The 21653-nt window shown below is 66.7% G+C and carries 18 protein-coding genes and 1 riboswitch; of the genes, 10 read left to right on the forward strand and 8 right to left on the reverse strand.

Annotation, left to right across the window (positions count from 1 at the left end; genetic code table 11):
• Nucleotides 1-70: 70 nt before the first annotated feature.
• Both CFB35_RS22685 and otsA read left to right on the forward strand, forming a co-directional pair.
• The gene (locus CFB35_RS22685) at nt 71-265 is read left to right on the forward strand and encodes a hypothetical protein (RefSeq protein ID WP_059574356.1); all 195 of its coding nucleotides are present in this window, start codon (nt 71-73) and stop codon (nt 263-265) included.
• Nucleotides 266-445: 180 nt separating this feature from the next.
• Entirely contained in the window at nt 446-1852 is a 1407-nt protein-coding gene (gene otsA / locus CFB35_RS22690; RefSeq protein ID WP_059574355.1) for an alpha,alpha-trehalose-phosphate synthase (UDP-forming), read from the forward strand.
• Between the two features lie 128 nt (nt 1853-1980).
• Here the strand turns inward: otsA and ftsH are convergent, their stop codons facing one another.
• Nucleotides 1981-3957, reverse strand: a complete 1977-nt coding sequence (gene ftsH / locus CFB35_RS22695; protein ID WP_059574354.1) for an ATP-dependent zinc metalloprotease FtsH — start codon at nt 3955-3957, stop codon at nt 1981-1983.
• 473 nt (nt 3958-4430) lie between these two features.
• On the opposite strand from ftsH, the gene CFB35_RS22705 reads away from it, so the two are divergent.
• Complete coding sequence (locus CFB35_RS22705; protein ID WP_059574353.1) at nt 4431-6095, forward strand: acid phosphatase; 1665 nt, start codon at nt 4431-4433, stop codon at nt 6093-6095.
• A 98-nt stretch (nt 6096-6193) separates the two neighbouring features.
• Here the strand turns inward: CFB35_RS22705 and CFB35_RS22710 are convergent, their stop codons facing one another.
• Nucleotides 6194-8059 carry a phosphoenolpyruvate carboxykinase (GTP) gene (locus CFB35_RS22710; protein ID WP_059574352.1) on the reverse strand — a complete coding sequence of 622 codons (1866 nt, stop codon included), beginning with the start codon at nt 8057-8059 and terminating at the stop codon, nt 6194-6196.
• Nucleotides 8060-8681: 622 nt separating this feature from the next.
• Nucleotides 8682-10268, reverse strand: coding sequence for an isocitrate lyase (locus CFB35_RS22720; RefSeq protein WP_059574351.1), 1587 nt, complete (start codon nt 10266-10268; stop codon nt 8682-8684).
• Nucleotides 10269-10671: 403 nt separating this feature from the next.
• Between CFB35_RS22720 and CFB35_RS22725 the strand changes: the two genes are divergently transcribed.
• From CFB35_RS22725 to CFB35_RS22750, 6 genes are all read left to right on the forward strand, one after another.
• Nucleotides 10672-11193, forward strand: coding sequence for a YbaK/prolyl-tRNA synthetase associated domain-containing protein (locus tag CFB35_RS22725; RefSeq protein ID WP_059574350.1), 522 nt, complete (start codon nt 10672-10674; stop codon nt 11191-11193).
• Nucleotides 11190-11828, forward strand: coding sequence for a transcriptional regulator (locus CFB35_RS22730; protein ID WP_059574349.1), 639 nt, complete (start codon nt 11190-11192; stop codon nt 11826-11828). Before CFB35_RS22725 ends, CFB35_RS22730 begins: the two co-directional genes overlap by 4 nt.
• Before the next feature lie 51 nt (nt 11829-11879).
• Nucleotides 11880-12854, forward strand: a complete 975-nt coding sequence (locus tag CFB35_RS22735; protein ID WP_059574348.1) for a threo-3-hydroxy-L-aspartate ammonia-lyase — start codon at nt 11880-11882, stop codon at nt 12852-12854.
• Nucleotides 12855-13155: 301 nt separating this feature from the next.
• A riboswitch (cobalamin riboswitch) is annotated at nt 13156-13349 on the forward strand.
• 214 nt (nt 13350-13563) lie between these two features.
• Nucleotides 13564-15492, forward strand: a complete 1929-nt coding sequence (locus CFB35_RS22740; RefSeq protein ID WP_059574347.1) for a TonB-dependent receptor domain-containing protein — start codon at nt 13564-13566, stop codon at nt 15490-15492.
• A gap of 107 nt (nt 15493-15599) precedes the next feature.
• Nucleotides 15600-16172: a TetR/AcrR family transcriptional regulator gene (locus tag CFB35_RS22745; RefSeq protein ID WP_059574346.1), complete on the forward strand. Its 573-nt coding sequence runs from the start codon at nt 15600-15602 to the stop codon at nt 16170-16172.
• Between the two features lie 22 nt (nt 16173-16194).
• Nucleotides 16195-17196, forward strand: coding sequence for an alpha/beta hydrolase (locus CFB35_RS22750; RefSeq protein WP_059574345.1), 1002 nt, complete (start codon nt 16195-16197; stop codon nt 17194-17196).
• 67 nt (nt 17197-17263) lie between these two features.
• Here the strand turns inward: CFB35_RS22750 and CFB35_RS22755 are convergent, their stop codons facing one another.
• Together CFB35_RS22755 and CFB35_RS22760 are read right to left on the reverse strand one after the other, a co-directional pair.
• The gene (locus CFB35_RS22755) at nt 17264-18355 is read right to left on the reverse strand and encodes an IS630 family transposase (RefSeq protein ID WP_059625722.1); all 1092 of its coding nucleotides are present in this window, start codon (nt 18353-18355) and stop codon (nt 17264-17266) included.
• 71 nt (nt 18356-18426) lie between these two features.
• The gene (locus tag CFB35_RS22760; protein WP_059585083.1) at nt 18427-19059 is read right to left on the reverse strand and encodes a LysE family translocator; all 633 of its coding nucleotides are present in this window, start codon (nt 19057-19059) and stop codon (nt 18427-18429) included.
• A gap of 116 nt (nt 19060-19175) precedes the next feature.
• On the opposite strand from CFB35_RS22760, the gene CFB35_RS22765 reads away from it, so the two are divergent.
• On the forward strand, nt 19176-19637 hold the full coding sequence (locus CFB35_RS22765; protein ID WP_059585082.1) for an Lrp/AsnC family transcriptional regulator: 462 nt from the start codon (nt 19176-19178) through the stop codon (nt 19635-19637).
• Nucleotides 19638-19814: 177 nt separating this feature from the next.
• On the opposite strand, the gene CFB35_RS22770 is transcribed toward CFB35_RS22765, so the two are convergent.
• The 3 genes from CFB35_RS22770 to CFB35_RS22780 are packed head-to-tail and all read right to left on the reverse strand — an operon-like array spanning nt 19815 to nt 21648.
• Nucleotides 19815-20162 (reverse strand): copper-binding protein, encoded by a 348-nt coding sequence (locus CFB35_RS22770; RefSeq protein WP_059585081.1) that lies wholly within the window; start codon nt 20160-20162, stop codon nt 19815-19817.
• Between the two features lie 53 nt (nt 20163-20215).
• Nucleotides 20216-21007, reverse strand: coding sequence for a DUF2182 domain-containing protein (locus CFB35_RS22775; protein WP_059585080.1), 792 nt, complete (start codon nt 21005-21007; stop codon nt 20216-20218).
• Nucleotides 21004-21648 (reverse strand): DUF1326 domain-containing protein, encoded by a 645-nt coding sequence (locus CFB35_RS22780; RefSeq protein ID WP_059585079.1) that lies wholly within the window; start codon nt 21646-21648, stop codon nt 21004-21006. The genes CFB35_RS22775 and CFB35_RS22780 overlap by 4 nt, the downstream gene beginning before the upstream one ends.
• Nucleotides 21649-21653: the final 5 nt, after the last annotated feature.

A 21653-nucleotide genomic window follows, 5' to 3' on the forward strand; every position in this document is an offset into this window, starting at 1 on the left:
TTCGTACGGCCCGCGGCGCCCGCCGCGGGCGAACACGACGCGCTTCGAGGGGAATCTCACGATCGCGCAGATGGACGAGACGACGCAGCGGAACGCGGCGCGGCAGCGCGGCGTCGTCGGCCGGTACGCGCCGCGGAGGCTTGCGCACACTGCGTTCGCCGTGCGGCGCAAGTTTCGGTCCCGCTCGGGCATCGCCCGTTACCGTATCGCTGCCATGGATACCGCGCGGCAGGCGCCCGCCCCGTCCGTCGACACGGACTTTTAAAACGCACGAATGACGAGTATCCTAAAAAAAGCACTTTTCGACCGGGCGGCGAATCGCGTGCCCTGACTCCCGTCCGATCGCCATGCGGCCCCGTCGTATGCGCACCGCGCGCCGACGGCGGCGTCTGCCTCTCGCGCCTTGGCCGCACGAACCTTCCCCCAACAATCGTCAGGAGAGCTGGTGAGCCGACTCGTCGTCGTATCCAATCGCATCGCGGACCCTCGTAAAGCCGCGGCCGGCGGCCTCGCCGTCGCCGTGAAGGACAGCCTGCAGGAAACCGGCGGCGTCTGGTTCGGCTGGAGCGGCAGGCTACGCGGCGGCGACGATCAGCCCACGCATGGCGACGACGTGCAGGTCCAGAACGTCGGCGGCATTCAGCTCGCGACGGTCGATCTCGATCCGCAGGACTACGACGCTTACTACCTCGGATACTCGAACAACGTGCTGTGGCCGGTGTTTCACTACCGGCTCGATCTCGCGCAGTTCGACCGGCGCTTCGCCGACGGCTACCGACGCGTGAACCAGTTGTTCGCGCGCAAGCTGCGCACGCTGCTGCGGCCCGACGACGTGATCTGGGTGCACGACTATCAGCTGATTCCGCTCGCCGCCGAGCTGCGCGCGATGGGCTGCACGAATCCGATCGGCTTCTTCCTGCACATTCCGATGCCGCCGCCGCCGATCATGGCCGCGATCCCGGAACACGAATGGCTGATGCGCTCGCTGTTCGCGTACGACCTCGTCGGCTTCCAGACCGAATCGGATCTGCTCCACTTCGAGCATTACGTCGAGGCGGAAGCCGGCGCGGCGCGGCTGCCGGACGGACGGCTGCGGGCATTCGGCCGCACGCTGTCGGCCGGCGCGTTCCCGATCGGCATCAACGTCGACGAATTCGAGTCGCTCGCGCGCGATCGCGACGGCCTCGACATGTTCGAACGCATGCGCGACGAATATTCGCGGCGCCAGTTGCTGGTCGGCGTCGACCGGCTCGATTACACGAAAGGGCTGCCGCAGCGCGTGCATGCATTCCGCGAGCTGCTCGAACAGTATCCGGAGAACCGCGACCGCGCGACGCTGATCCAGATCGCCGCGCCGAGCCGCGAGGATCTCGGCGCGTACGACGACCTGCGGCGCGAGATGGACAGCCTGTGCGGCGCGATCAACGGCGACTACGGCGAGCTCGAATGGATGCCGATGCGCTACATTCACCGCACCGTCGCGCGCAAGCGCCTGCCGGGCCTTTACCGCGCGAGCCGGGTCGCGCTCGTCACGCCGCTGCGCGACGGGATGAATCTCGTCGCGAAAGAGTTCCTCGCGGCGCAGGACGCGGCCGACCCGGGCGTGCTCGTGCTGTCGCGTTTCGCGGGTGCGGCCGAGCAACTGAAGTCGGCGCTGCTCGTCAATCCGTACGACACGCAAGGCACCGCGCAGGCGATCCAGCGCGCGCTCACGATGCCGCTCGAAGAGCGCCGCCAGCGTCACGCGGCGCTGATGGCGATCATGCGCAAGACCGACGTGCACTGGTGGCGCACGCGCTTTCTCGAAGCGCTCACCGAAGCGGCCGAAGTCGCGGCCGCGACCGAATCCTGACGCGCCGACGCGCACTCGCCTCCCCGTCGTCGTGCAAGCGAGCACGATACCTCTCGACCGATACGTGCGCGTCGCTCATGGCGGCGGCTCCGTGGCGGGAAAGACCGGAAAGAAAACGCGCGACGGCTTCATCGATCGGTTTCGTGCGGCCGGCCGTACGCGACGAAATCGCGCTCGACCGCCGACGCCTGCTCCGTTTCGATCGCACCGCCGCGCGCGCTCGTTTCGTCGCCGGGTAATACCGGCGTGGCCGACGACGGTTCGATGCGCCCGTCGATCAGCGCCTGCAGCACATCGCGTTCGAGCACCTCGCATTGCAGTAGCCGTCGCGCGATGCGTTCGAGCGCGTCGCGACGTTCGCCGAGCGTCGCCGCGACCCGCGCATGCGCATCGGCCAGCAGCGTGCGCACCTCGTCGTCGATCATCCGCGCGGTGTGCTCGCTGCAGCGGCCGTCGCCCGCATGCCATGCGCAGGGCAGCCCCTGGCGCGCGTCGCCGTCGTCGAACGTCGCGAGCCCGATCTTCTCGCTCATTCCATACTGCATGACCATGTGCCGCGCCATCGCGGTCGCGCGTTCGAGGTCGTTCTGCGCGCCGGTCGACACATCGCCGAACACGAGTTCTTCCGCCACGCGCCCGCCGAGCAGCGCGTCGATCCGGTCGAGCAGCTCGCTGCGGCGCAGGACGTAGCGATCCTCGGTCGGCACCTGCTGCGTGTAGCCGAGTGCGGCGACGCCGCGCGGAATGATCGACACCTTCTTCACCGGGTCGCAATGCGCGCGGCTTTCCGCGACGAGCGCGTGGCCGGCTTCGTGATACGCGATGGTCAGCTTCTCCTGCTCGTTCATCACGCGGCTCTTGCGCTCGAGGCCCGTCAGCGCGCGGTCGATCGCCTCGTCGAAGTCGGCCATGCCGACTGCCGGCTTGCCGAGTTCGGCCGCATGCAGCGCGGCCTCGTTGACGACGTTCGCGAGATCGGCGCCGACGAAGCCCGGCGTGCGCGACGCGAGCTCGCCGAGATCGACGTCGGCCGCGAGCTTCACGCGCTTCACGTGCACGCCGAGGATCTGGCGGCGGCCGTTCACGTCCGGCCGGTCGATCGCGATGTGGCGATCGAAACGCCCCGGCCTCAGCAGTGCAGGATCGAGGATCTCGGGCCGGTTCGTCGCGGCCATGATGATCACGCCGGAGCCGGCCTGGAAACCGTCCATCTCGACCAGCAACTGGTTGAGCGTCTGTTCGCGTTCGTCGTTGCCCGACATCGGGCCGACGCCGCGCACCTTGCCGAGCGCATCGAGCTCGTCGACGAACACGATGCACGGCGCCTTCTGCTGTGCCTGCTCGAACAGGTCGCGCACGCGCGCGGCGCCCACGCCGACGAACATCTCGACGAACGCCGAGCCGCTGATCGAGAAGAACGGCACGGCCGCCTCGCCCGCCACCGCGCGCGCGAGCAGCGTCTTGCCCGTACCCGGCGCGCCGACGACGAGCACGCCTTTCGGAATCTTGCCGCCGAGCCGCTGGTAGCGATCGGGGTTGCGCAGGAACGCGACGAGCTGCTGCAGTTCGGCCTTCGCTTCGTCGATGCCGGCGATGTCGTCGAACGTGATGCCGGTTTCCTGCTGCACGTACACGCGCGCGCGGCTCTTGCCCATGCCGGTGAAGTCCTGCAGCCCGCCGCGCTTGCGCAGCATCATGTTCCATACGAACACGAGCAGCATCAGCGGCAGCAGCCACGACGCGAGCGATGTGAGCCAGCCGGTGTCGGGCGTGCCGTGATAGCGGATGCCGGCGGCGGTCAGCGTGTCGATCAGGTGCTCGTCGGTCACGCGGCTGGTCGTGAAGCGCCACGGCGCGCCGGCCTGCCGCACGACCGCGGCGTCGGACGCAGGCAGGATCGTGCCGGCCTGCGGCATCTTCAGCGTGCCCGAGATCGACGCCGGGCCGACCTCGAGATCGTCGACGAGCCGCGCCGCGACGAGCCGGTGGAAATCGCTGTATGCAATCGGCGCCGAGGTCGGGCGCAGCATCAGCAACTGCGCGGCGAACAGCACGAAGAAGCCCGCCGCGATCAGCAATCCCGGGTAGTCGAATTTCCTGTCCATGGCATCGGGCCGGCCCTGCCTGCTGCGCGGCGTGCGCTCACGCCGGCACGTGCGCGCATCCGGTATGCGGCCGCGGCAGCCATGCGAAAACGGCATGCATCCGCGCCATCGTCGCCTCGCTGTGTCGCGTCGTTCGTCGCATCGATCCCGCCTCGGCAACCCCATCGGCCGGCGTCGCCGGGCGGTCCTCGCCCGGGCGGCACGCCGCGACGCACCGCCCCTGGTTCAAGTCTAGTTCGCGCACGGACGTCGCGCATCGCTCGCCGCGCGAGCGTCGAATCGTCAGACGAACGGCTTTCATCCGCCCCCTTGCCGCGTTATAGTCGCGTGCATGACATTTTCGTGACAGCCGCAGTGCGCCGCCTCGCACGATGCCGGCCGTTGCATTTTTTCGCCCTGCGTCGCGGCAGTCCGCGCGATGCCGGCGCGCATCGAACGACAACACCCACCCGCCCATCCGAGGAGCCCACGACGTGAACGACACCCCCGATCGCCCCGACGACCTTCCCGCCGATCCCGACCGCCGCCGTGTGCTCGGCGGCCTCGCCGCGATCGGCGCCGGTGTCGCGCTCTCCGGCTGCGAAACCACCGCGGGCAACGCGCCGCGTTCGGCCGCCGACCTGCGCATCGACGAAGCGTTGCGCCAGCGCGTGCGCCACATCGTCGTGATCTATGCGGAAAACCGCAGCTTCGCGAACCTGTACGGCGATTTCCCCGGCGTGCGCTACCCGCTGAGCGAAGTGCGCCCCGAGCACGCGCAGCAACTCGATCGCGACGGCAAGACGCCGCTGCCGGTGCTGCCGAAGATCTGGGGCGGGCTCGTGCCGCAGGCGCAGGAAGTGGACGGCACGCGCTACGCGATCGCGGAGCGTGACATCGACAAGCTGCCGAACGCGCCGTTCCGGATTTCAGACGCGCAGGGCAAGCCGCTGCCGAACGGCGTGATCACGCGCGACCTGTGGCATCGCTTCTACCAGAACCAGATGCAGATCGCGGGCGGCCGCAACAACCAGTTCGCCGCGTGGGCCGATTCGGGCGGCCTCGTGATGGGCCATTACCGCAATTCCGCCGACACGCTGCGGCTGTGGAATCTCGCACGGCAATACACGCTGTGCGACAACTTCTTCATGGCGGCCTTCGGCGGCTCGTGGATGAACCACATGTTCCTGATCTCCGCGCAGCCGCCGCTGTATCCGGACGCGCACAAGCATCCGCATGCGGCGAAGCTGTTGTCGAAGGTCGAAGGCGACGATCCGGCCGGCACGCGCCTGAAGCTCGCCGACGATTCGCCCGCGTCCGCGCTCGACGGCCCGCCGAAGTTCGCGGTCGACGGCCCGCTGACGCCGGACGGGTACGGCGTGAACACGATGGCGCCGCCGTACCAGCCGAGCTACGTGCCGCCGCCCGATCCGGGCAACGCCGCGTATGCGGATCCGGCCGACCATCGCGTGATGCCGCCGCAGGGCTACGCGACGATCGGCGACCGCCTGTCGGAGAAGAACATCGACTGGGCGTGGTACAGCGGCGCGTGGCAGTACGCGCTCGATCATCGCGACACGGGCACGGTGCCCGACTTCCAGTATCACCACCAGCCGTTCAACTACTTCGCGAACTACGCGCCCGGCACCGAAGCCCGCCGCAAGCATTTGCGCGACGCGGGGCTCGGCGACGAACCGTCGACCAACCACTTCATCGCCGACATCGACGCGGGGCGCCTGCCGGCCGTCACGTTCTACAAGCCGCAGGGCAACCTGAACATGCACGCGGGCTATGCGGACATCGAATCGGGCGACCGACACATCGCGACCGTGATCGACCATATCCGGCGCGGGCCGCAATGGGAACACACCGTGATCGTGATGACGCACGACGAGAACGGCGGCTGGTGGGATCACGTCGCGCCGCCGGTCGGCGATCGCTGGGGCCCCGGCTCACGGATCCCGGCGCTCGTGATCTCGCCGTTCGCGAAAAAGGGCTTCGTCGATCACACGCTGTACGACACGAACTCGATCCTGCGCTTCATCAGCCGCGTGCACGGCCTCGCGCCGCTCGACGGCGTGGTCCGTCGCGACAACGCGTTCGCCGCGCGCGGCGCGACGCCGCCGGGCGATCTGACGAACGCGCTCGATCTCGGCTGACAACCGGTCGACCGCGTGAAACGACGACGCCCCGGGCCACGCGACGGTGGCCCGGGGCGTTCATGGCGCTTCCAGAGCGGTGACGTCGATGCCGCTCGTCAGCCGCCGATACGCTGCTCGATCTTCTTCATCGTGTCGGTCATCTCGGCGGGCAAGCGCAGCTTCAGCATGTCGAACAGCGCCGCGTGCAGCTTCAGCTCCTCGCGCCATTCGTCGGCGTTCATCGACGTCACCGCATCGAACTGATCGCGCGTGAAATCGAGGCCGTCCCAGTGCAGGTCCTCATACGCAGGCGACACGCCGAACGCATGCTCGCCGCCGCCGCCGGTGCCTTCGAGACGATCGAGCATCCACTTCAGCACGCGCATGTTCTCGCCGAAGCCCGGCCACACGAACTTGCCGTTCGCATCCTTGCGGAACCAGTTCACGCAATAGATCTTCGGCAGCGTCGCGCCGGCGGCTTCGAGCTGCCGGCCGAGTTTGAGCCAGTGCGCGAAATAATCGCTGACGTTGTAGCCGCAGAACGGCAGCATCGCGAACGGATCGCGGCGCACGACGCCCTGCTCGCCAACGGCTGCCGCGGTCGTCTCGGAGCCCATCGTCGCGGCCATGTACACGCCTTCGACCCAGTCGCGCGCTTCCGTGACGAGCGGCACCGTCGTCGAGCGGCGGCCGCCGAAGATGAACGCGTCGATCGGCACGCCGGCCGGGTTTTCCCAGTCGTCGTCGATCGACGGGCACTGGGCGGCCGGCGCGGTGAAGCGCGAATTCGGATGCGCGGCCTTGCGGCCGGTTTCCTTGCCAATCTCGGGCGTCCACGGATTGCCCTGCCAGTCGGTCAGCTTCGCGGGCGGCGTGTCGGTCAGCCCTTCCCACCACACGTCGCCGTCTTCCGTCAGCGCGACGTTCGTGAAGATCACGTTTTCCTTCAGCGTGGCGATTGCGTTCGGGTTGGTCTTCACGCCGGTACCCGGCGCCACGCCGAAGAAACCGGCTTCCGGGTTGATCGCATACAGGCGGCCGTCGCGGCCCGGCTTCAGCCACGCGATGTCGTCGCCGATCGTCGTGACCTTCCAGCCGTCGAAGCCCTGCGGCGGGATCAGCATCGCGAAGTTGGTCTTGCCGCACGCGGACGGGAACGCGGCCGCGACGTGATACTTCTTGCCGGCCGGCGACGTCACGCCGAGGATCAGCATGTGTTCCGCGAGCCAGCCCTGATCGCGGCCCATCGTCGACGCGATGCGCAGTGCGAAGCACTTCTTGCCGAGCAGCGCATTGCCGCCGTAGCCCGAGCCGAAGCTCCAGATCTCGCGCGTTTCGGGAAAGTGCACGATGTACTTCACCGGATTGCACGGCCACGGCACGTCCTGCTGGCCGGCTTCGAGCGGATGGCCGACGCTGTGCACGCATGGCACGAAATCGCCGTCCTCGCCGAGCACGTCGTACACGTCGCGCCCCATGCGCGTCATGATCCGCATGTTCACCGCGACGTACGGGCTGTCGGACAACTCGACGCCGACGTGCGCGATCGGCGAGCCGAGCGGGCCCATCGAGAACGGCACGACGTACAGCGTGCGGCCGCGCATCGCGCCGCGGAACAGACCGTTGAGCGTCTCGCGCATTTCGGCCGGATCGATCCAGTTGTTGGTCGGACCGACGTCGTCGCGCGAAGCCGCGCAGATGAACGTGCGATCCTCCACGCGCGCGACGTCAGACGGATCGGATTGCGCGAGATACGAGTTCGGGCGCTTCGCCGGGTTCAGGCGCGTGAGCGTGCCCTGGTCGACCATCGCCTGGCACAGCGCGTCGTATTCTTCCTGCGAACCGTCACACCACACGACGCGCTCGGGCTCCGTGAGCGCCGCGATGCGCGATACCCAGTCGATCAGCTCGCGATGCTTGACGAAGGCCGGCGGAGCGATCAGCGGGCCATGCGTTGCTTCGGCCAAAGTGTTTTGCGACATGGGGATGTCTCCAGATTATTGGGCGGGGGATGGGGGATGCGGGGTGAACCCGCGAGATGGGAATGCGTGCGGAGCGCAGGAAGCGGCAGCGCGCAGCAGAACGGGACGCGCGAGCGGAGCGCGCGTCGATGCCGCGATGCGGGCGAGAGAAGGTGATGTCTCGTATATAAGCGTGCGAACGCGAGTTTCGCCATGCAAGCAACCTGCCATACAACTCCATGTCGGCCAGCATACCATCGCCGTTATTGGGCGGGCGTTGCGTTGCAGCAAGAAACCCGCTGCGCCGGCGCGCCGGCATGCGCGTTGCAGGCAGGTTCTTTTTACGGCGTCGTCGCACACACTTTGGGGACGAAACGCGTGTGACGACCGCCCTGCAAGGGTTTCGCACGAGCGGCAATTTCAACCTGCCGCTTGGGCAAACGAACAACGCGAACACACGCCGTGCGAATCAGCGTTTTCGCTACTCAGGCAAACCCTGAATCAGTTGCGTACACAAACATCCTGTTCGAATCGCGATAGACACCCCCGCTCGAAACGAGGTGCCGGGCAATCACGCGCTCCACGCGTCGAATGAAAAAAAGCCAACCCGTCACGGATTGGCTTTCTGCCGCGGATATGACGATTACGCGAACTGGTTCATCGTGTTGTCCTTGCCCGCTGCCTTCAGCGCCGCTTCGCCGCTGAAGTATTCCTTGTGATCGTCGCCGATGTCCGAACCGGACATGTTCTGGTGCTTCACGCACGCGATGCCCTGACGGATTTCCTTGCGCTGCACGCCGGCCACGTAGCCGAGCATGCCCTGGTCGCCGAAGTATTCCTTGGCCAGGTTGTCGGTCGACAGCGCGGCCGTGTGGTACGTCGGCAGCGTGATCAGATGGTGGAAGATGCCTGCTTCACGCGATGCATCGGCCTGGAACGTACGGATCTTCTCGTCGGCGAGCTTGGCCAGTTCGGTGTCGTCGTATTCGACGCTCATCAGTTGCGCACGGTCGTAAGCCGACACGTCCTTGCCTTCGGCCTTCATCGCGTCGTAGGCCTGCTGACGGAAATTCAGCGTCCAGTTGAACGACGGGCTGTTGTTGTACACCAGCTTCGCGTTCGGGATCACCTTGCGGATCTCGCTGACCATGCCGCCGATCTGCGCGATATGCGGCTTTTCGGTTTCGATCCACAGCAGGTCGGCGCCGTTCTGCAGCGACGTGATGCAGTCGAGCACGCAACGCGCTTCGCCCGTGCCGGCGCGGAACTGGAACAGGTTGCTCGGCAGGCGCTTCGGACGCAGCAGCTTGCCGTCGCGCTTGATGACGACGTCACCGTTGCCCAGCTGATCGGCCGACAGCTCCTCGCAGTCGAGGAACGAGTTGTATTGATCGCCCAGGTCGCCCGGCTGGTTCGTCACGGCGATCTGCTTGGTCAGGCCGGCGCCCAGCGAATCGGTACGCGCGACGATGATGCCGTCGTCCACGCCCAGCTCCAGGAACGCGTAGCGAATCGCGCGGATCTTCGCGAGGAAGTCCTCGTGCGGCACCGTGACCTTGCCGTCCTGATGGCCGCACTGCTTCTCGTCCGACACCTGGTTCTCGATCTGGATGCAGCACGCACCCGCTTCGATGAACTGCTTGGCCAGCAGGTAGGTCGCCTCCGCGTTGCCGAAGCCGGCGTCGATGTCGGCGATGATCGGCACGACGTGCGTGACGTGGTTGTCGATCTTTTCCTGGATCGCGGCCTTGGCAGCCGGGTCCTTCGCCGCATCCAGCTCGCGGAACAGGCCGCCCAGCTCACGGGCGTCGGCCTGGCGCAGGAACGTGTACAGCTCGCGGATCAGCGCGCTGACCGAGGTCTTTTCGTGCATCGACTGGTCCGGCAGCGGGCCGAACTCCGAGCGCAGCGCGGCGACCATCCAGCCCGACAGATACAGGTAGCGGCGTTCGGTGCTGTTGAAGTGCTTCTTGATCGAGATCATCTTCTGCTGGCCGATGAAGCCGTGCCAGCAACCCAGCGACTGCGTGTACTTGGACGGATCGGCGTCGTACGCGGCCATGTCGGCGCGCATGATCTTCGCGGTGTACTTCGCGATGTCCAGGCCGGTCTTGAACTTGTTCTGGGCACGCATGCGGGCCGCATACTCGGGGCTGATGGCGTTCCACGCGCTGCCGTGGTTTTCCTTCAAGCCAGCCACTGCCTTGATGTCGTCTTGATATTGGGACATGTCTATCTCCTGGGAACGAAGCGCATTTGAGTAAAGAGTTCAGCGTGCCCGCCGCGTGTGACGAAGCGAACTGCATGGACTCAATAGTAATCCCGCCCGGCAACATTTCGGTCAAGTCTTATATAAGACATAAGATATAAATTTTTGTTGTTTTTCAATGAGATAGCCACGCGTTTTTGCGATGCAAAACACGGTTTCAAGCGGCGGTAAAACGCCGCGGCGGGAAGCCGATGCGAATTCCGCGATATGAAATCTCCTTTCGGCTGCTGGAGAACGGGCCGCGCGGGCAAGGCCGGACAGCGACGACTGCTCTCCCCTTTGTCATGGCTGCGACAAAACGTCTATACTTGGACAATTCTTTGATTCACGCGCGTCTGCGCCTCTGCCTGCCTCCCGGAGCGCCATGAACGACTCTCCCGTTTTCGACACGCTTTGCGACCTGCTGACTACCGCCGGCGCGCGTTTCCGCGTGCTCGAGCATCCGGCGGAAGGCAAATCCGACGCGATCGCCGCGCTGCGCGGCACGCGCCCCGAACAGGGCGCGAAGGCGATGCTCTGCACGTTCAAGGACGGCGGCGACGCCACCGCGCTCGCGGTGATTCCCGGCCACCTGAAGATCGACTTCCGCAAGGTCGCCGATGCGGTCGGCCGGCGCAAGGCGACGCTCGCCTCGCCCGACCTCGCGGCCGCCGTCACGCGCTGCGTGATGGGCGCCGTGCCGCCGTTCGTATTCGATGCGAACGTGACGCTCGTCGTCGATCCGGCGCTGGTCGAGCGCAACGCCGAGATCGCGTTCAACGCGGGCCGCCTCGACCGCTCGGTCGTGCTCGACACGGCCGACTACGTCCGGATCGCGCGCCCGCTGCTGGCCGACATCACGCGCCCCGAGACGACGGACGCGCCCGCCCCGCAGGAGCACGCATGAGCACGAACCGCAAACCGCTGCTGTCGGAGCAGGCATCGCTGATCGAGCAGGTGCAGCGCATCGCCGAAGGGCTCGGCGAGATGTTCGCGCCGTTCACCGAGGTCGTCGTGCACGACCTGCGCACGCCCGAGCACGCGATCCTCGCGATTCACAACAACCTGTCCGGGCGCGCGGTCGGCGACCCGGCGACCGAACTCGGCCTCGCGCGCATCGCCGACGACGATTTCCCGCAGGTGCTCGCGAACTATCCGAACCGCTTCGCCGACGGCCGCACTGCGAAAAGCACGTCGATCGGCATCAAGGATTCGACCGGGCGCTACGTGGCCGCGCTGTGCCTGAATGCCGACGTCACGCTGTTCCGCGGCTTCCAGGGCATGCTGAGCCAGTTCTGCCGCACGGACGGCGAAGCCGTCGTCGAAACGCTCGACCCGGCCGGCGCGGACGCGATCCGGCAGCGCATCGACGCCTTCGCGACACGCCTCGCGACGACGCCGCGCGAGCTGAAGACCGACCAGCGCCGCGAGCTGATGCACACGCTGAAGGCGGACGGCTTCCTCGAGGTGCGCCGCGCGATGGAAATCGTGTCGCAGCATCTCGGCGTGTCGCGCGCCACCGTCTACAACGATGCGAAGTGACGCGGCGCGCCCCGCATTCCAATTGACTGACTTTTTCGACCCCGAGCGACCATGAATTCTCCGACTCTCCCCACGTACGACGACGTCGCCGCCGCCGCGGCCCGGCTCGAAGGCCATGCGCACCGCACGCCGGTGATGACGTCGCGGACGATCGACGACGCGCTCGGCGCGCAGGTGTTCTTCAAGTGCGAGAACCTGCAGCGCATGGGCGCGTTCAAGTTCCGCGGCGCGTTCAACGCGCTGTCGCGCTTCGACGCGGAACAGCGCCGCCACGGCGTCGTCGCGTTCTCGTCGGGCAACCATGCGCAGGCGATCGCGCTGTCGGCGCGCATCCTCGGCATTCCCGCGACGATCGTGATGCCGCAGGACGCGCCGGCCGCGAAGATGGCCGCGACGCGCGGCTACGGCGGCAACGTCGTGACCTACGACCGCTACACCGAGGATCGCGAGCAGATCGGGCGCCAGCTCTCGGAAAAGCACGGGCTCACGCTGGTTCCGCCCTACGATCACCCGGACGTGATCGCCGGCCAGGGCACCGCGGCCAAGGAACTGTTCGACGAAGTCGGCCCGCTCGACGCGGTGTTCACGCCGCTCGGCGGCGGCGGGCTGCTGTCGGGCACCGCGCTCGCCACGCGCGCGCTGTCGCCGCACGCGAAGCTGTACGGCGTCGAGCCCGAAGCCGGCAACGACGCGCAGCAATCGTTCCGGTCCGGCACGATCGTGCACATCGACACGCCGCGCACGATCGCCGACGGCGCGCAGACGCAGCACGTCGGCAACCTCACGTTCCCGATCCTGCGCCGCGACGTCGACGACATCCTGACCGCGACGGATGCGGAACTGGTCGACTGCATGCGCTTCTTCGCCACGCGCATGAAGCTCGTCGTCGAGCCGACCGGCTGCCTGGCGTTCGCCGCGGTGCGACGGATGAAGGACGCGCTGCAGGGCAAGCGCGTCGGCGTGGTGATCAGCGGCGGCAACGTCGATCTCGAGAACTTCTGCGCGCTGGTGTCGGCACCGGCCTGAGCGTCACGGCGCGCATGAAGATCCTGTCATGCGCGCACCGCCCCGCCTCCACGTCGCGCCAGGTTTCGCGCCGCGGACTGATTACGTCGTCGTCCCGAAGTCGGTCTGAAGGCGTCTTCATGAATACGCGCGCGATCGCCGCCGCCCGGGCGCGACGGCATGCGTTGGAACCCGACCATTTCTTCAGACCTGAAACGCCGCCCGGGCACCTCGAACGCAAGCATCCGGAAAGCCGACACCGGGTAATGACGTTTTTTCGCATCCGCGCGCCCGGACGATTGACGTGCCCGACCGCGCGCCATTACCCTTGCGCGCTGATGGTTCCCAGGGATGGGATCAAAAGGGAACGCAGCAGGGGCAACGCCCCGAATCTGCGGCTGCCCCCGCAACTGTGAGCGGCGAATCCGTGCCACCGCATGCCACTGGGAAACCGGGAAGGCCCGCACGGATGGCGACCCGCGAGCCAGGAGACCTGCCATCGACCCGAGGTCCAGCAGCCGCACCGGGCGGGGTGTCCCGATGTGCAAGCACCGCCGTTGGCGGCCGCCCGTTGCATGGACGACCCGACCTCAGGATCCGTCAGATGTCCATCGTTCCCGAATCCGCTTCCCGGCCGGAAGCGCCGCCCCGACACGCCGTCGGCATGCATCCCCTGCCGGCCCCCGGCTCACGGTCGCCGTACACGTCACACGCTTTGTCCCGCTGTCTCATGAACCTTCGTCACCTGCTTGCCACGTCCGCCGCCACCGCGCTGCTTTCCCCGCTCGCCCATGCGGCCAGCGACACGGCGCCTGCGCAGCCCGCGGCACCGGCGTCAGGCGCGGACCTGCCCACGATCAGCGTGACCGACACGCGGCACCTGCCCGAATCGTTCGACCGGCGCTATGCGTCGACGCAGGTGCTCACGCGCGAGGATCTCGACCGGCTGTCGCCGGCCGACCCGAGCATCACGCAGGCGCTCGCGACGCTGCCGGGCGTGACCGTCTCGCAAAACGGCGGGCCCGGCTCGTCCGCGTCGGTCAGCATCCGCGGCTCGTCGGCGAGCCAGGTCGCGGTGTTCATCGACGGCATCCGGATCGGCTCGCCGACCACCGGCATCGCGCCGTGGGCCGACCTGCCGACCGAAGCGTTCGAGCGCGTCGAGGTGATCTCCGGCCCGGCCGCCGCATCGTTCGGCAACAACGCGATGGGCGGCGTCGTGCAGCTCTTCACGCGCCGCGCCGCCAACCAGCCGAACCAGACCACCGTGTCGTTCGGCGGCGGTTCGAACAAGACGTTCGACACGCAGTTCCGCACGTCGGGCACGGTGCCGTCGACGGGGCCGCTGGCCGCGCTCGGCGGGCTCACCTATTCGCTCGGGCTGCACGACTACAACACGGCCGGCATCGATGCGACGCGGCCCTTCTTCTACGGCCACGAAGATGGCCGCAATCCGTATCACGCGCAGGATCTCGACGCGCGGCTCGGCTATGCGCGCGACAACTGGTCGATCTCGACGTTCGCGCTGTACCACCGCTCCGATCTGTCCTTCGACAACAGCGGCTACGCGAATCGCGAGCGCGATCACCAGTTGACGACCGGCGTTGCATTCCATCTCGACATCACGCCCGATACGCAGTTCGACCAGTCGTTCGGCTATGCGAACGATCGCCAGTTCATCTACGCAGACAACACGGCCCTCGCGACGGACCAGATCAATTCGCAGCGCATCAGCACGTCGACGTCGCTGACCCATCAGGCGCACGGGTTCCACCTGTTCGGCCTGCCGCTGTCGGGCGAATCGAAGCTCGCGTACGACTTCACGCGCGAACAGGCGTTCCTGCCGGTCGACATTCCCGGCGGCGTGCCGACGCGCAACGATTCCGCGTTCTCGCTGCACCAGTCGGCGACGCTCGGCAACGTGACGATGTTCGTCGCCGGCCGTCACGAGATCATCGCCGGGCAAGCAGTGAACACCGGCAACGCCGCGCTGTCGTGGGCGATCACGCCGGTCTACACGGCGCGCGTGTCGTACGGCAACGCGTTCCGCCTGCCGACGTTCAACGACCTGTACTACCCCGGCTACGGCAATCCGAATCTCAGCCCGGAACGCAGCACGTCGGTCGAGGCCGCGCTCGACGCGAACACGGCGTACGGCACGTTCACCGCGGCGATCTACGACACGCGCGTCAACAACCTGATCGCGTACAACCCGGCGACCTTCTCGCCGATGAACATCGGCCGTTCGCACATTCGCGGCATCGACCTGTCGTACAAGGGAACGATCGGCCGCTGGACGCCGGTGAGCGTCGCGGTCGGCATCCTGAATCCGCAGGACGAGACCAACCACACCTGGCTCAGCCGCCGGCCGCGCCAGACGGTCAGCCTGAACGTCGACCACACGTGGGACGAACTGAAACTGCACGCGCTGAGCACGGGCGCGTCGCTGCTGTACGGCGGCTCGACGTTCGACGACCCGGCCAACCGGCAGTATCTGGCGTCGTACCTGACGGTGAACCTGAGAGCGTCGTACCGGATCAATTCGCACCTGACGGTGTCGGCGTCGCTGTCGAACCTGTTCGACCGGCAATACATGACCGCGTACGGCTACAACACGCTCGGGCGCACCGCGTTCGGCAAGGTCAGCTATACGTTCTGACGGCCCCACGCAGCGGCGCGACGCACCACACCGGCACGCGCGGAAAATTGACAGCGCGGCAAAAGCTAATAGAATTAGTTTTTTGACTAACCCACATAGCATTCGCCATGGCACGCGTCGGCATTACCGTGGACAAGCTCGTCGAAGCCGGCGCGCAGCTCGCCGATGAAACCGGCTTCGAGCAACTCACCGGCGCAGCGCTCGCGCGGCATTTCGACGTCAAGCTGGCGAGCCTGTATTCCCATGTCGCGAGCTTCGACGATCTCAAGAGCCGGATCGCGCTGTTCGCGCTGCAGGAGCTGGCCGAGCGCGCCGCCGACGCGCTGGCCGGCCGCACCGGCAAGGACGCGCTGGCCGCGCTCGCCAACGTCTATCGCGACTACGCACGTGCGCATCCGGGCCGCTTCGCGGCCGCGCGCCATCCGGTGAGCGGCGGGCGCGCCACCGCAAGCGCGGGCGGGCAACTCGTCAGGATGACGGCGGCGGTGCTGCGCAGCTACGGCTTGCCCGATAGCGAACAGGCGCATGCGATCCGCCTGCTCGGCGGTTTCTTCATGGGCTACGTGACGCTCGAAAGCGCCGGCGGCTTCTCGCACAGCGCGCCGGATTCGGACGTGTCGTGGGCACGCAGCCTCGATGCGCTCGACGTGATGCTGCGCCACTGGCCTTCGGCCGCATGACGTACCGAACGGAATCCAAGCAATGAAAGACAAACCCGACGGCGTCGTGCTGCCGAGCCGTGTCGTGCCCTTTCCTACCTCGATCAGCGACGAAGCACGCGCCGCGCTGCAACGCCTGACCGGCGACGACGGCGTGCCGCTGAATGCGTTGCACGTGATGCCGGCGCCGGACGACATCGACGCATGGATGCGCGTGAAGGCCGGTGCCGACGCGCATTACGCGGCCGCGGTCAAGCAGCTCGCCGGCTATTTGCGCTCGAGCGTCGAGACGATCCGCGTCGGCGATGCGGACGTGCATGTCGCGACACCCGACGCCGCGGCTTCCGGCGCCTGCGCGTACATCGATCTGCATGGCGGCGCGCTGGTCGTCGGCGGCGGCGCCGCGTGCCGCGCCGGCGCGCAGATGCAGGCCGACCGGCTCGGCGTCCGCTGCTACGGCGTCGACTACCGGATGCCGCCGGAACACCCGTATCCGGCCGCGCTCGACGACTGCATCGCCGTCTATGCTTACGTGCTGGCGCGTCACGCACCGGAAAACGTCGTCATCGGCGGCCGCTCCGCCGGCGGCAATCTCGCCGCCGCGATGGTGCTGCGTGCCCGCGACGAAGGCTTGCCGCTGCCTGCCGCGCTCGTGCTGCTGTCGCCGGAAGCCGACCTGACCGAATCCGGCGACAGCTTCGAGACCAACCGGCTCGTCGATGTCGTGCTGCCGGCGCCGCTGATGGCGAACAACCTGCTCTACGCGAACGGCGCCGATCTCGCGCATCCGTACCTGTCGCCGCTCTTCGGCGATTTCGCCGCCGGCTTCCCGCCGACCTTCATCCAGAGCGGCACGCGCGACCTGTTCCTGTCGAACGCCGTGCGCCTGCATCGCGCGTTGCGGCGCGCGCAGGTGCCGACCGAGCTGCACGTGTTCGAGGGTATGCCGCACGGCGGGTTCATGGGCGCGCCGGAGGACATCGAGTTGAGCCAGGAAATCGCGCGCTTCGTGCACGCGCACTTGAATCCGCACGGATCGAATTGAGCCGGCGATCAACGGGCAAGCACACAAGGGGTGACGCGATCCGGTCGCCCCGCGCCGCGCCGTGCACCTAGTGTCCTGTTCCGCTGATTCGCGAGCAAAGTCGATGCAGCTTTTCGAGGATGGAATCGGCTGACGCGGTCCAGACGAACGGTTTGCAGTTTTCGTTGTAGTGGGAAACGAATTGATCGATTCGCTTGACCAGTTGTTTGACCGAGCCGAACGAGCCTCTACGAATCGCCTTGTCGGTGATCAACGCAAAGAAGCGTTCGACCTGGTTGAGCCACGAACTGTAGGTGGGAATGAAATGCATATGCCAGCGGGGGCGTGCCGCCAGCCACGCCTTGACCTTCGGATGCTTGTGACTGCCGTAGTTGTCGACGATGCAGTGCACGTCGAGTTCGGCTGGCACGGCCTTGTCGATTTCGCGCAGAAACGACAGGAATTCCTGATGTCGATGGCGCGGCTTGCAGGTAGCGAGCACGGCGCCATTGAGGACATTCAGGGCGGCAAACAACGTCGTGGTGCCATGACGGACGTAGTCGTGAGTAACGCCTTCGACGTAGCCGAAACCCATCGGCAGCATGGGTTGTGTACGCTCGAGCGCCTGACATTGACTCTTCTCGTCCACGCACAGCACCAGCGCGTTCTCCGGTGGACTCAGATACAAGCCGACCACATCGCGCAGTTTCTCGATGAAGAACGGATCGGTCGAGAGCTTGAAGCTTTCACTTCGGTGCGGCTGCAGGCCCAGCAGTTTGAAGTAACGGTGCACGCTTGTCGGCGAGATGGCGGTTTCGGCGGCAATCGTGCGCACACTCCAATGAGTGGATCCATCTGCCGGCTTCGTGTGCAGGGTCTTGTGAATCAGTTGGGCCAACCGCTCGTCGTCGATGGTACGCGGCTTGCCGGGACGTACTTCATCGTAGAGTCCGTTGATTCGCTGCTCCAGAAACCGCAGACGCCACTTGCCCACCGTGGCACGCGTGAGTTGCAGGCGCTGCGCGATCGCGCTGTTGGGCTCGCCGTCCGCAGCCGCCAACACGATACGCGCCCGCGAGACCAGCGCAGCCGAAATCGAGCGAGAACGCGCGATCGACATCAGTTGCGAACGCTCGTCTTCGCTCAGCACCAGTTCCGCCTTCGGTCGTCCCATCGCCATGCTGACGTCTCCCGTTCCGTTGACGTCAACATGCTACGCGAAGATAGACCAGTTAACAACGGAACAGGACACTAGATCAGCCCGCGCACGGCCGCGGCGAGCTGGATCGCGCCGAATACCGCGACGACGGCCGCCGACGCGCGCGACAGCCCGTGCATGAACGCGAACGACAGCTTCGTGCGCAGCGCGGCGGTCGCGCTGCTCAGGCACAGCCACCACGTGGCCGAGCCGACGAACACGCCGGCGACCATCCACGCCACCGTCGCCCACATCGCGCCTTCCCGTGCACCCGGCAGCGGGCCGAGCGCCGCGAAGATCCCGACGAACGACACGATCGTCATCGGGTTCGACAGCGTGAGGCCGAACGTCGTCAGGAAATCGCGCAGGACGGTCGTTCGCGGCAAGTCGCGTGGCCCGGCCGGTGCGGCCGGCGCCTGGCGCGCGATGGTCCACGCGAGCCACACGAGAAACGCGCCGCCGCCGATTTTCAGGCCGACGGTCAGCATCGGAAATGCGGTGACGATGCCCGCGACGCCCAGCGCGCCGAGCAGGCCGTAAATCGCGTCGGCGCACGCGGCGCCGATGCCCGTCGCGAATCCCGCCTGGAAACCGCGGCTCAGGCTGCGCTGAATGCACAGCATGCCGATCGGGCCGACCGGCACCGCGATCGACAGCCCCATCACGACGGATTTGATGAACAGCATCGCCTGCTCCTTGCGACATTCGGTGGATCGAACAGGCATCGTAGGGAAAGTCCCGCCCTCGCTGAATGGGGTTTTTAAGGAAAAATGGCAGCTCTACCTTAAAAACGCCCGCCGCGATGGACGATCTGGACTGGAAGATACTGGCGCTGTTGCAGGACAACGGGCGCATCAGCTATACGGAGCTCGCGCGCCAGGTTCACCTGTCGGTGCCGGCGGTGACGGAGCGCGTGAAGCGTCTTGAAGCAGCCGGCGTGGTCGAAGGCTACACGGCCCGGATCAATCCGTCCGCGGCCGGCTATCCGGTGAGCGCGCTGATCGGCATTACGGTGCCGCAACCGGCGAAAGCGAAGTTCCTCAAGCTGCTGGAGACGATTCCCGAAGTCGTCGAATGCCATCACGTGACGGGCGCGGATTCGTATGTGATGCGGTTCGTCGCCGTCAGCATGGCCCATCTCGAACAGTTGATCGAACGCATCAACCTGTACGGCGAAACGCGCACGTCGATCGTGATGTCGACGCCGCTGCCGGCGCGCGGGCTGGCACGGCCCGCGGCAAGGGCCGATATCGTCAGGAAATGAACGAGCGCGGGCCGCCCCGCCGCCCGCGGCGGCCCCACGACCGTTGACCACGGTCGCCGGTGTGGTACCGACGACACGGGCGACCATGCCGGAAATCGGCGCCGCGCTGGCCCTCGGTTACGTAGCACGTGCAGAGAAAAACCGACGGCGTCGCTCCGTGCACGCGCCGCATCCTCGTCACTGCCGCCTCGCCAGCTTCACGATCGTCAGCGTGCCGTCGACGTTTTCCACTCGAACCCGGACCTTGTCGCCCACATGCAGCGGCGGGATCATCGCCGCGTCGCCGGCCTTGAACGTCATCGTCATCGGCGGCATCCCGAGGTTGTCGAGCGCGCCGTGCTTCAGCGTCACGAGCCGTCGCGCGGCATCGATGTGCTTCACCTCCGCATCGGTCACCTTCGTGTCCGGCGCGGACATGGTCGTGTCGCGCGGGTTCATGCCGGATATGTCGCCGCCCGCGAGCGCCGGCATGACAACGATCGCCATCGCGCACGACACGGCAACAGCATGAAAGCAGATCTTCATCGAGCATCTCCCGTCCGGCTCGACATGCTTCTTCCGCAGGCACGCGCCGCACCTCACACGATCAACGTCACACCGGCCCACGCGATCAGCACGACACCCAGCACACGGCCGATACGATCGCCGCCGGGCAGGACCTTTTCCACGAACACGAACAGCGACAACGCGACGATCCACACGACGTTCATCACGCCGCCGACGAACAGCAGCGCCATCAGCAGCCAGCAGCAGCCCACGCAAACCGCACCATGCCGCGCGCCCAGCAGGAAACTGCCGGCAGCGCCCGGGCGCCAGTGCGCGACCAGGAACGCAGCCGGCGCGCGGCATTGCCGCAGACACGCGCGTTTCAGCGGCGAGAATTGATAGAGCCCGGCCAGCGCCAGCACGATGGCGGAAAGGAGCGCGCTCTTCGACCACAGCATCATCGCGGAGATCAGCCCGGCCGGCTGCAGCAGCGCCTGCAGCAGCGCCGCGCCGATCGAGAACGCCAGCCACGTCGTCAGATAGCCGGCCAGCAGCGCCACGGACGTGAACGTCGATCCCGCCGCCCCGTCGCCGTGCTGCCGCAGCACGCGCCGGTACAGCATCACGAGCGGCGCGGCGCCGGGCGTCATCATCGCGATCATCATCACCCACCACATCGCGATCACGGTCGGCAGCGACGGATCCATGCTGCCCATGTCGTCCGCCAGCCGATGCGGAAACAGCGCGACGGCCGTCATCTCCCGCGCCGACATGCCGGTTCCCGCACCCGTCCACAGATAGAACCAGCACAGGCCGACGAGCGCGGCCATGCCGAGCAGCGTGACGGCTCGCTCGCGCGCGAGCCAGGTATCGACCGGCGTCATGCCGCGGCGCGATGCCGGACCAGTCCGTGGTTGTTCAGATGCAGCCGCGCGAATTGCGCATAGGTTCCGTCGAGATTCAGTGCGATGTTGCCCTGCGAGCGCCCCGTGCCCGAACCGATCTCGGCCAGCTCGTATTCGAAACCGTGCGGCAGGTCGATCCGCACGCGGTGCTCGTCACCGGTCACCGGATTGCGGATGGGTTCGCCCGCCGCGTCGAACACGCCGTCCACGTGAATCCGGCCGCGCCGCGCATCGACATCGACGTCGAAATCGATCTTCGTGAAGATCGGCTCGAACGCGTGCTCGAGCGTCGACGCATACACGGAAAACATCGTCGCGAATGGATCGGTATCCTGACCGGTCATGATCTTCAACACGGCGTCGCGCTGCGCCGGACTGGCGCGCTCGTCGACGACCGGCTGGCACTTGCCGTGGCCTTCGTGAACGGCGCCCGGCCACTGGAACACCACCGCGATCCTGACGCCGTCGAGCACCACGTCGCCGTAATGTCCGCTGTCGATCGAAATCGCGCCCATCGCTTCGCAGTTGCCGTTGGTCGGCAGCGCATTGAACTGGCAAGGGCAACCGTATGAGCAATTGCAACTGATCATTTCGGTGCCCTGAATCTCCCACGGCGTCATGGCTC

This window comes from Burkholderia sp. AU16482, from assembly GCF_002223285.1.
GTDB classification, from domain to species: domain Bacteria; phylum Pseudomonadota; class Gammaproteobacteria; order Burkholderiales; family Burkholderiaceae; genus Burkholderia; species Burkholderia semiarida.

What these genes read in the sequence shown, in the direction of transcription:
- CFB35_RS22685 (WP_059574356.1), top strand. Translation starts at nt 71, where the DNA reads ATGGACGAGACGACGCAGCGGAACGCGGCGCGGCAGCGCGGCGTCGTC.
- ftsH (WP_059574354.1), bottom strand. Translation starts at nt 3,957, where the DNA reads ATGGACAGGAAATTCGACTACCCGGGATTGCTGATCGCGGCGGGCTTC.
- CFB35_RS22710 (WP_059574352.1), bottom strand. Translation starts at nt 8,059, where the DNA reads ATGTCGCAAAACACTTTGGCCGAAGCAACGCATGGCCCGCTGATCGCT.
- CFB35_RS22720 (WP_059574351.1), bottom strand. Translation starts at nt 10,268, where the DNA reads ATGTCCCAATATCAAGACGACATCAAGGCAGTGGCTGGCTTGAAGGAA.
- CFB35_RS22725 (WP_059574350.1), top strand. Translation starts at nt 10,672, where the DNA reads ATGAACGACTCTCCCGTTTTCGACACGCTTTGCGACCTGCTGACTACC.
- CFB35_RS22730 (WP_059574349.1), top strand. Translation starts at nt 11,190, where the DNA reads ATGAGCACGAACCGCAAACCGCTGCTGTCGGAGCAGGCATCGCTGATC.
- CFB35_RS22735 (WP_059574348.1), top strand. Translation starts at nt 11,880, where the DNA reads ATGAATTCTCCGACTCTCCCCACGTACGACGACGTCGCCGCCGCCGCG.
- CFB35_RS22740 (WP_059574347.1), top strand. Translation starts at nt 13,564, where the DNA reads ATGAACCTTCGTCACCTGCTTGCCACGTCCGCCGCCACCGCGCTGCTT.
- CFB35_RS22745 (WP_059574346.1), top strand. Translation starts at nt 15,600, where the DNA reads ATGGCACGCGTCGGCATTACCGTGGACAAGCTCGTCGAAGCCGGCGCG.
- CFB35_RS22750 (WP_059574345.1), top strand. Translation starts at nt 16,195, where the DNA reads ATGAAAGACAAACCCGACGGCGTCGTGCTGCCGAGCCGTGTCGTGCCC.
- CFB35_RS22755 (WP_059625722.1), bottom strand. Translation starts at nt 18,355, where the DNA reads ATGGCGATGGGACGACCGAAGGCGGAACTGGTGCTGAGCGAAGACGAG.
- CFB35_RS22760 (WP_059585083.1), bottom strand. Translation starts at nt 19,059, where the DNA reads ATGCTGTTCATCAAATCCGTCGTGATGGGGCTGTCGATCGCGGTGCCG.
- CFB35_RS22765 (WP_059585082.1), top strand. Translation starts at nt 19,176, where the DNA reads ATGGACGATCTGGACTGGAAGATACTGGCGCTGTTGCAGGACAACGGG.
- CFB35_RS22770 (WP_059585081.1), bottom strand. Translation starts at nt 20,162, where the DNA reads ATGAAGATCTGCTTTCATGCTGTTGCCGTGTCGTGCGCGATGGCGATC.
- CFB35_RS22775 (WP_059585080.1), bottom strand. Translation starts at nt 21,007, where the DNA reads ATGACGCCGGTCGATACCTGGCTCGCGCGCGAGCGAGCCGTCACGCTG.
- CFB35_RS22780 (WP_059585079.1), bottom strand. Translation starts at nt 21,648, where the DNA reads ATGACGCCGTGGGAGATTCAGGGCACCGAAATGATCAGTTGCAATTGC.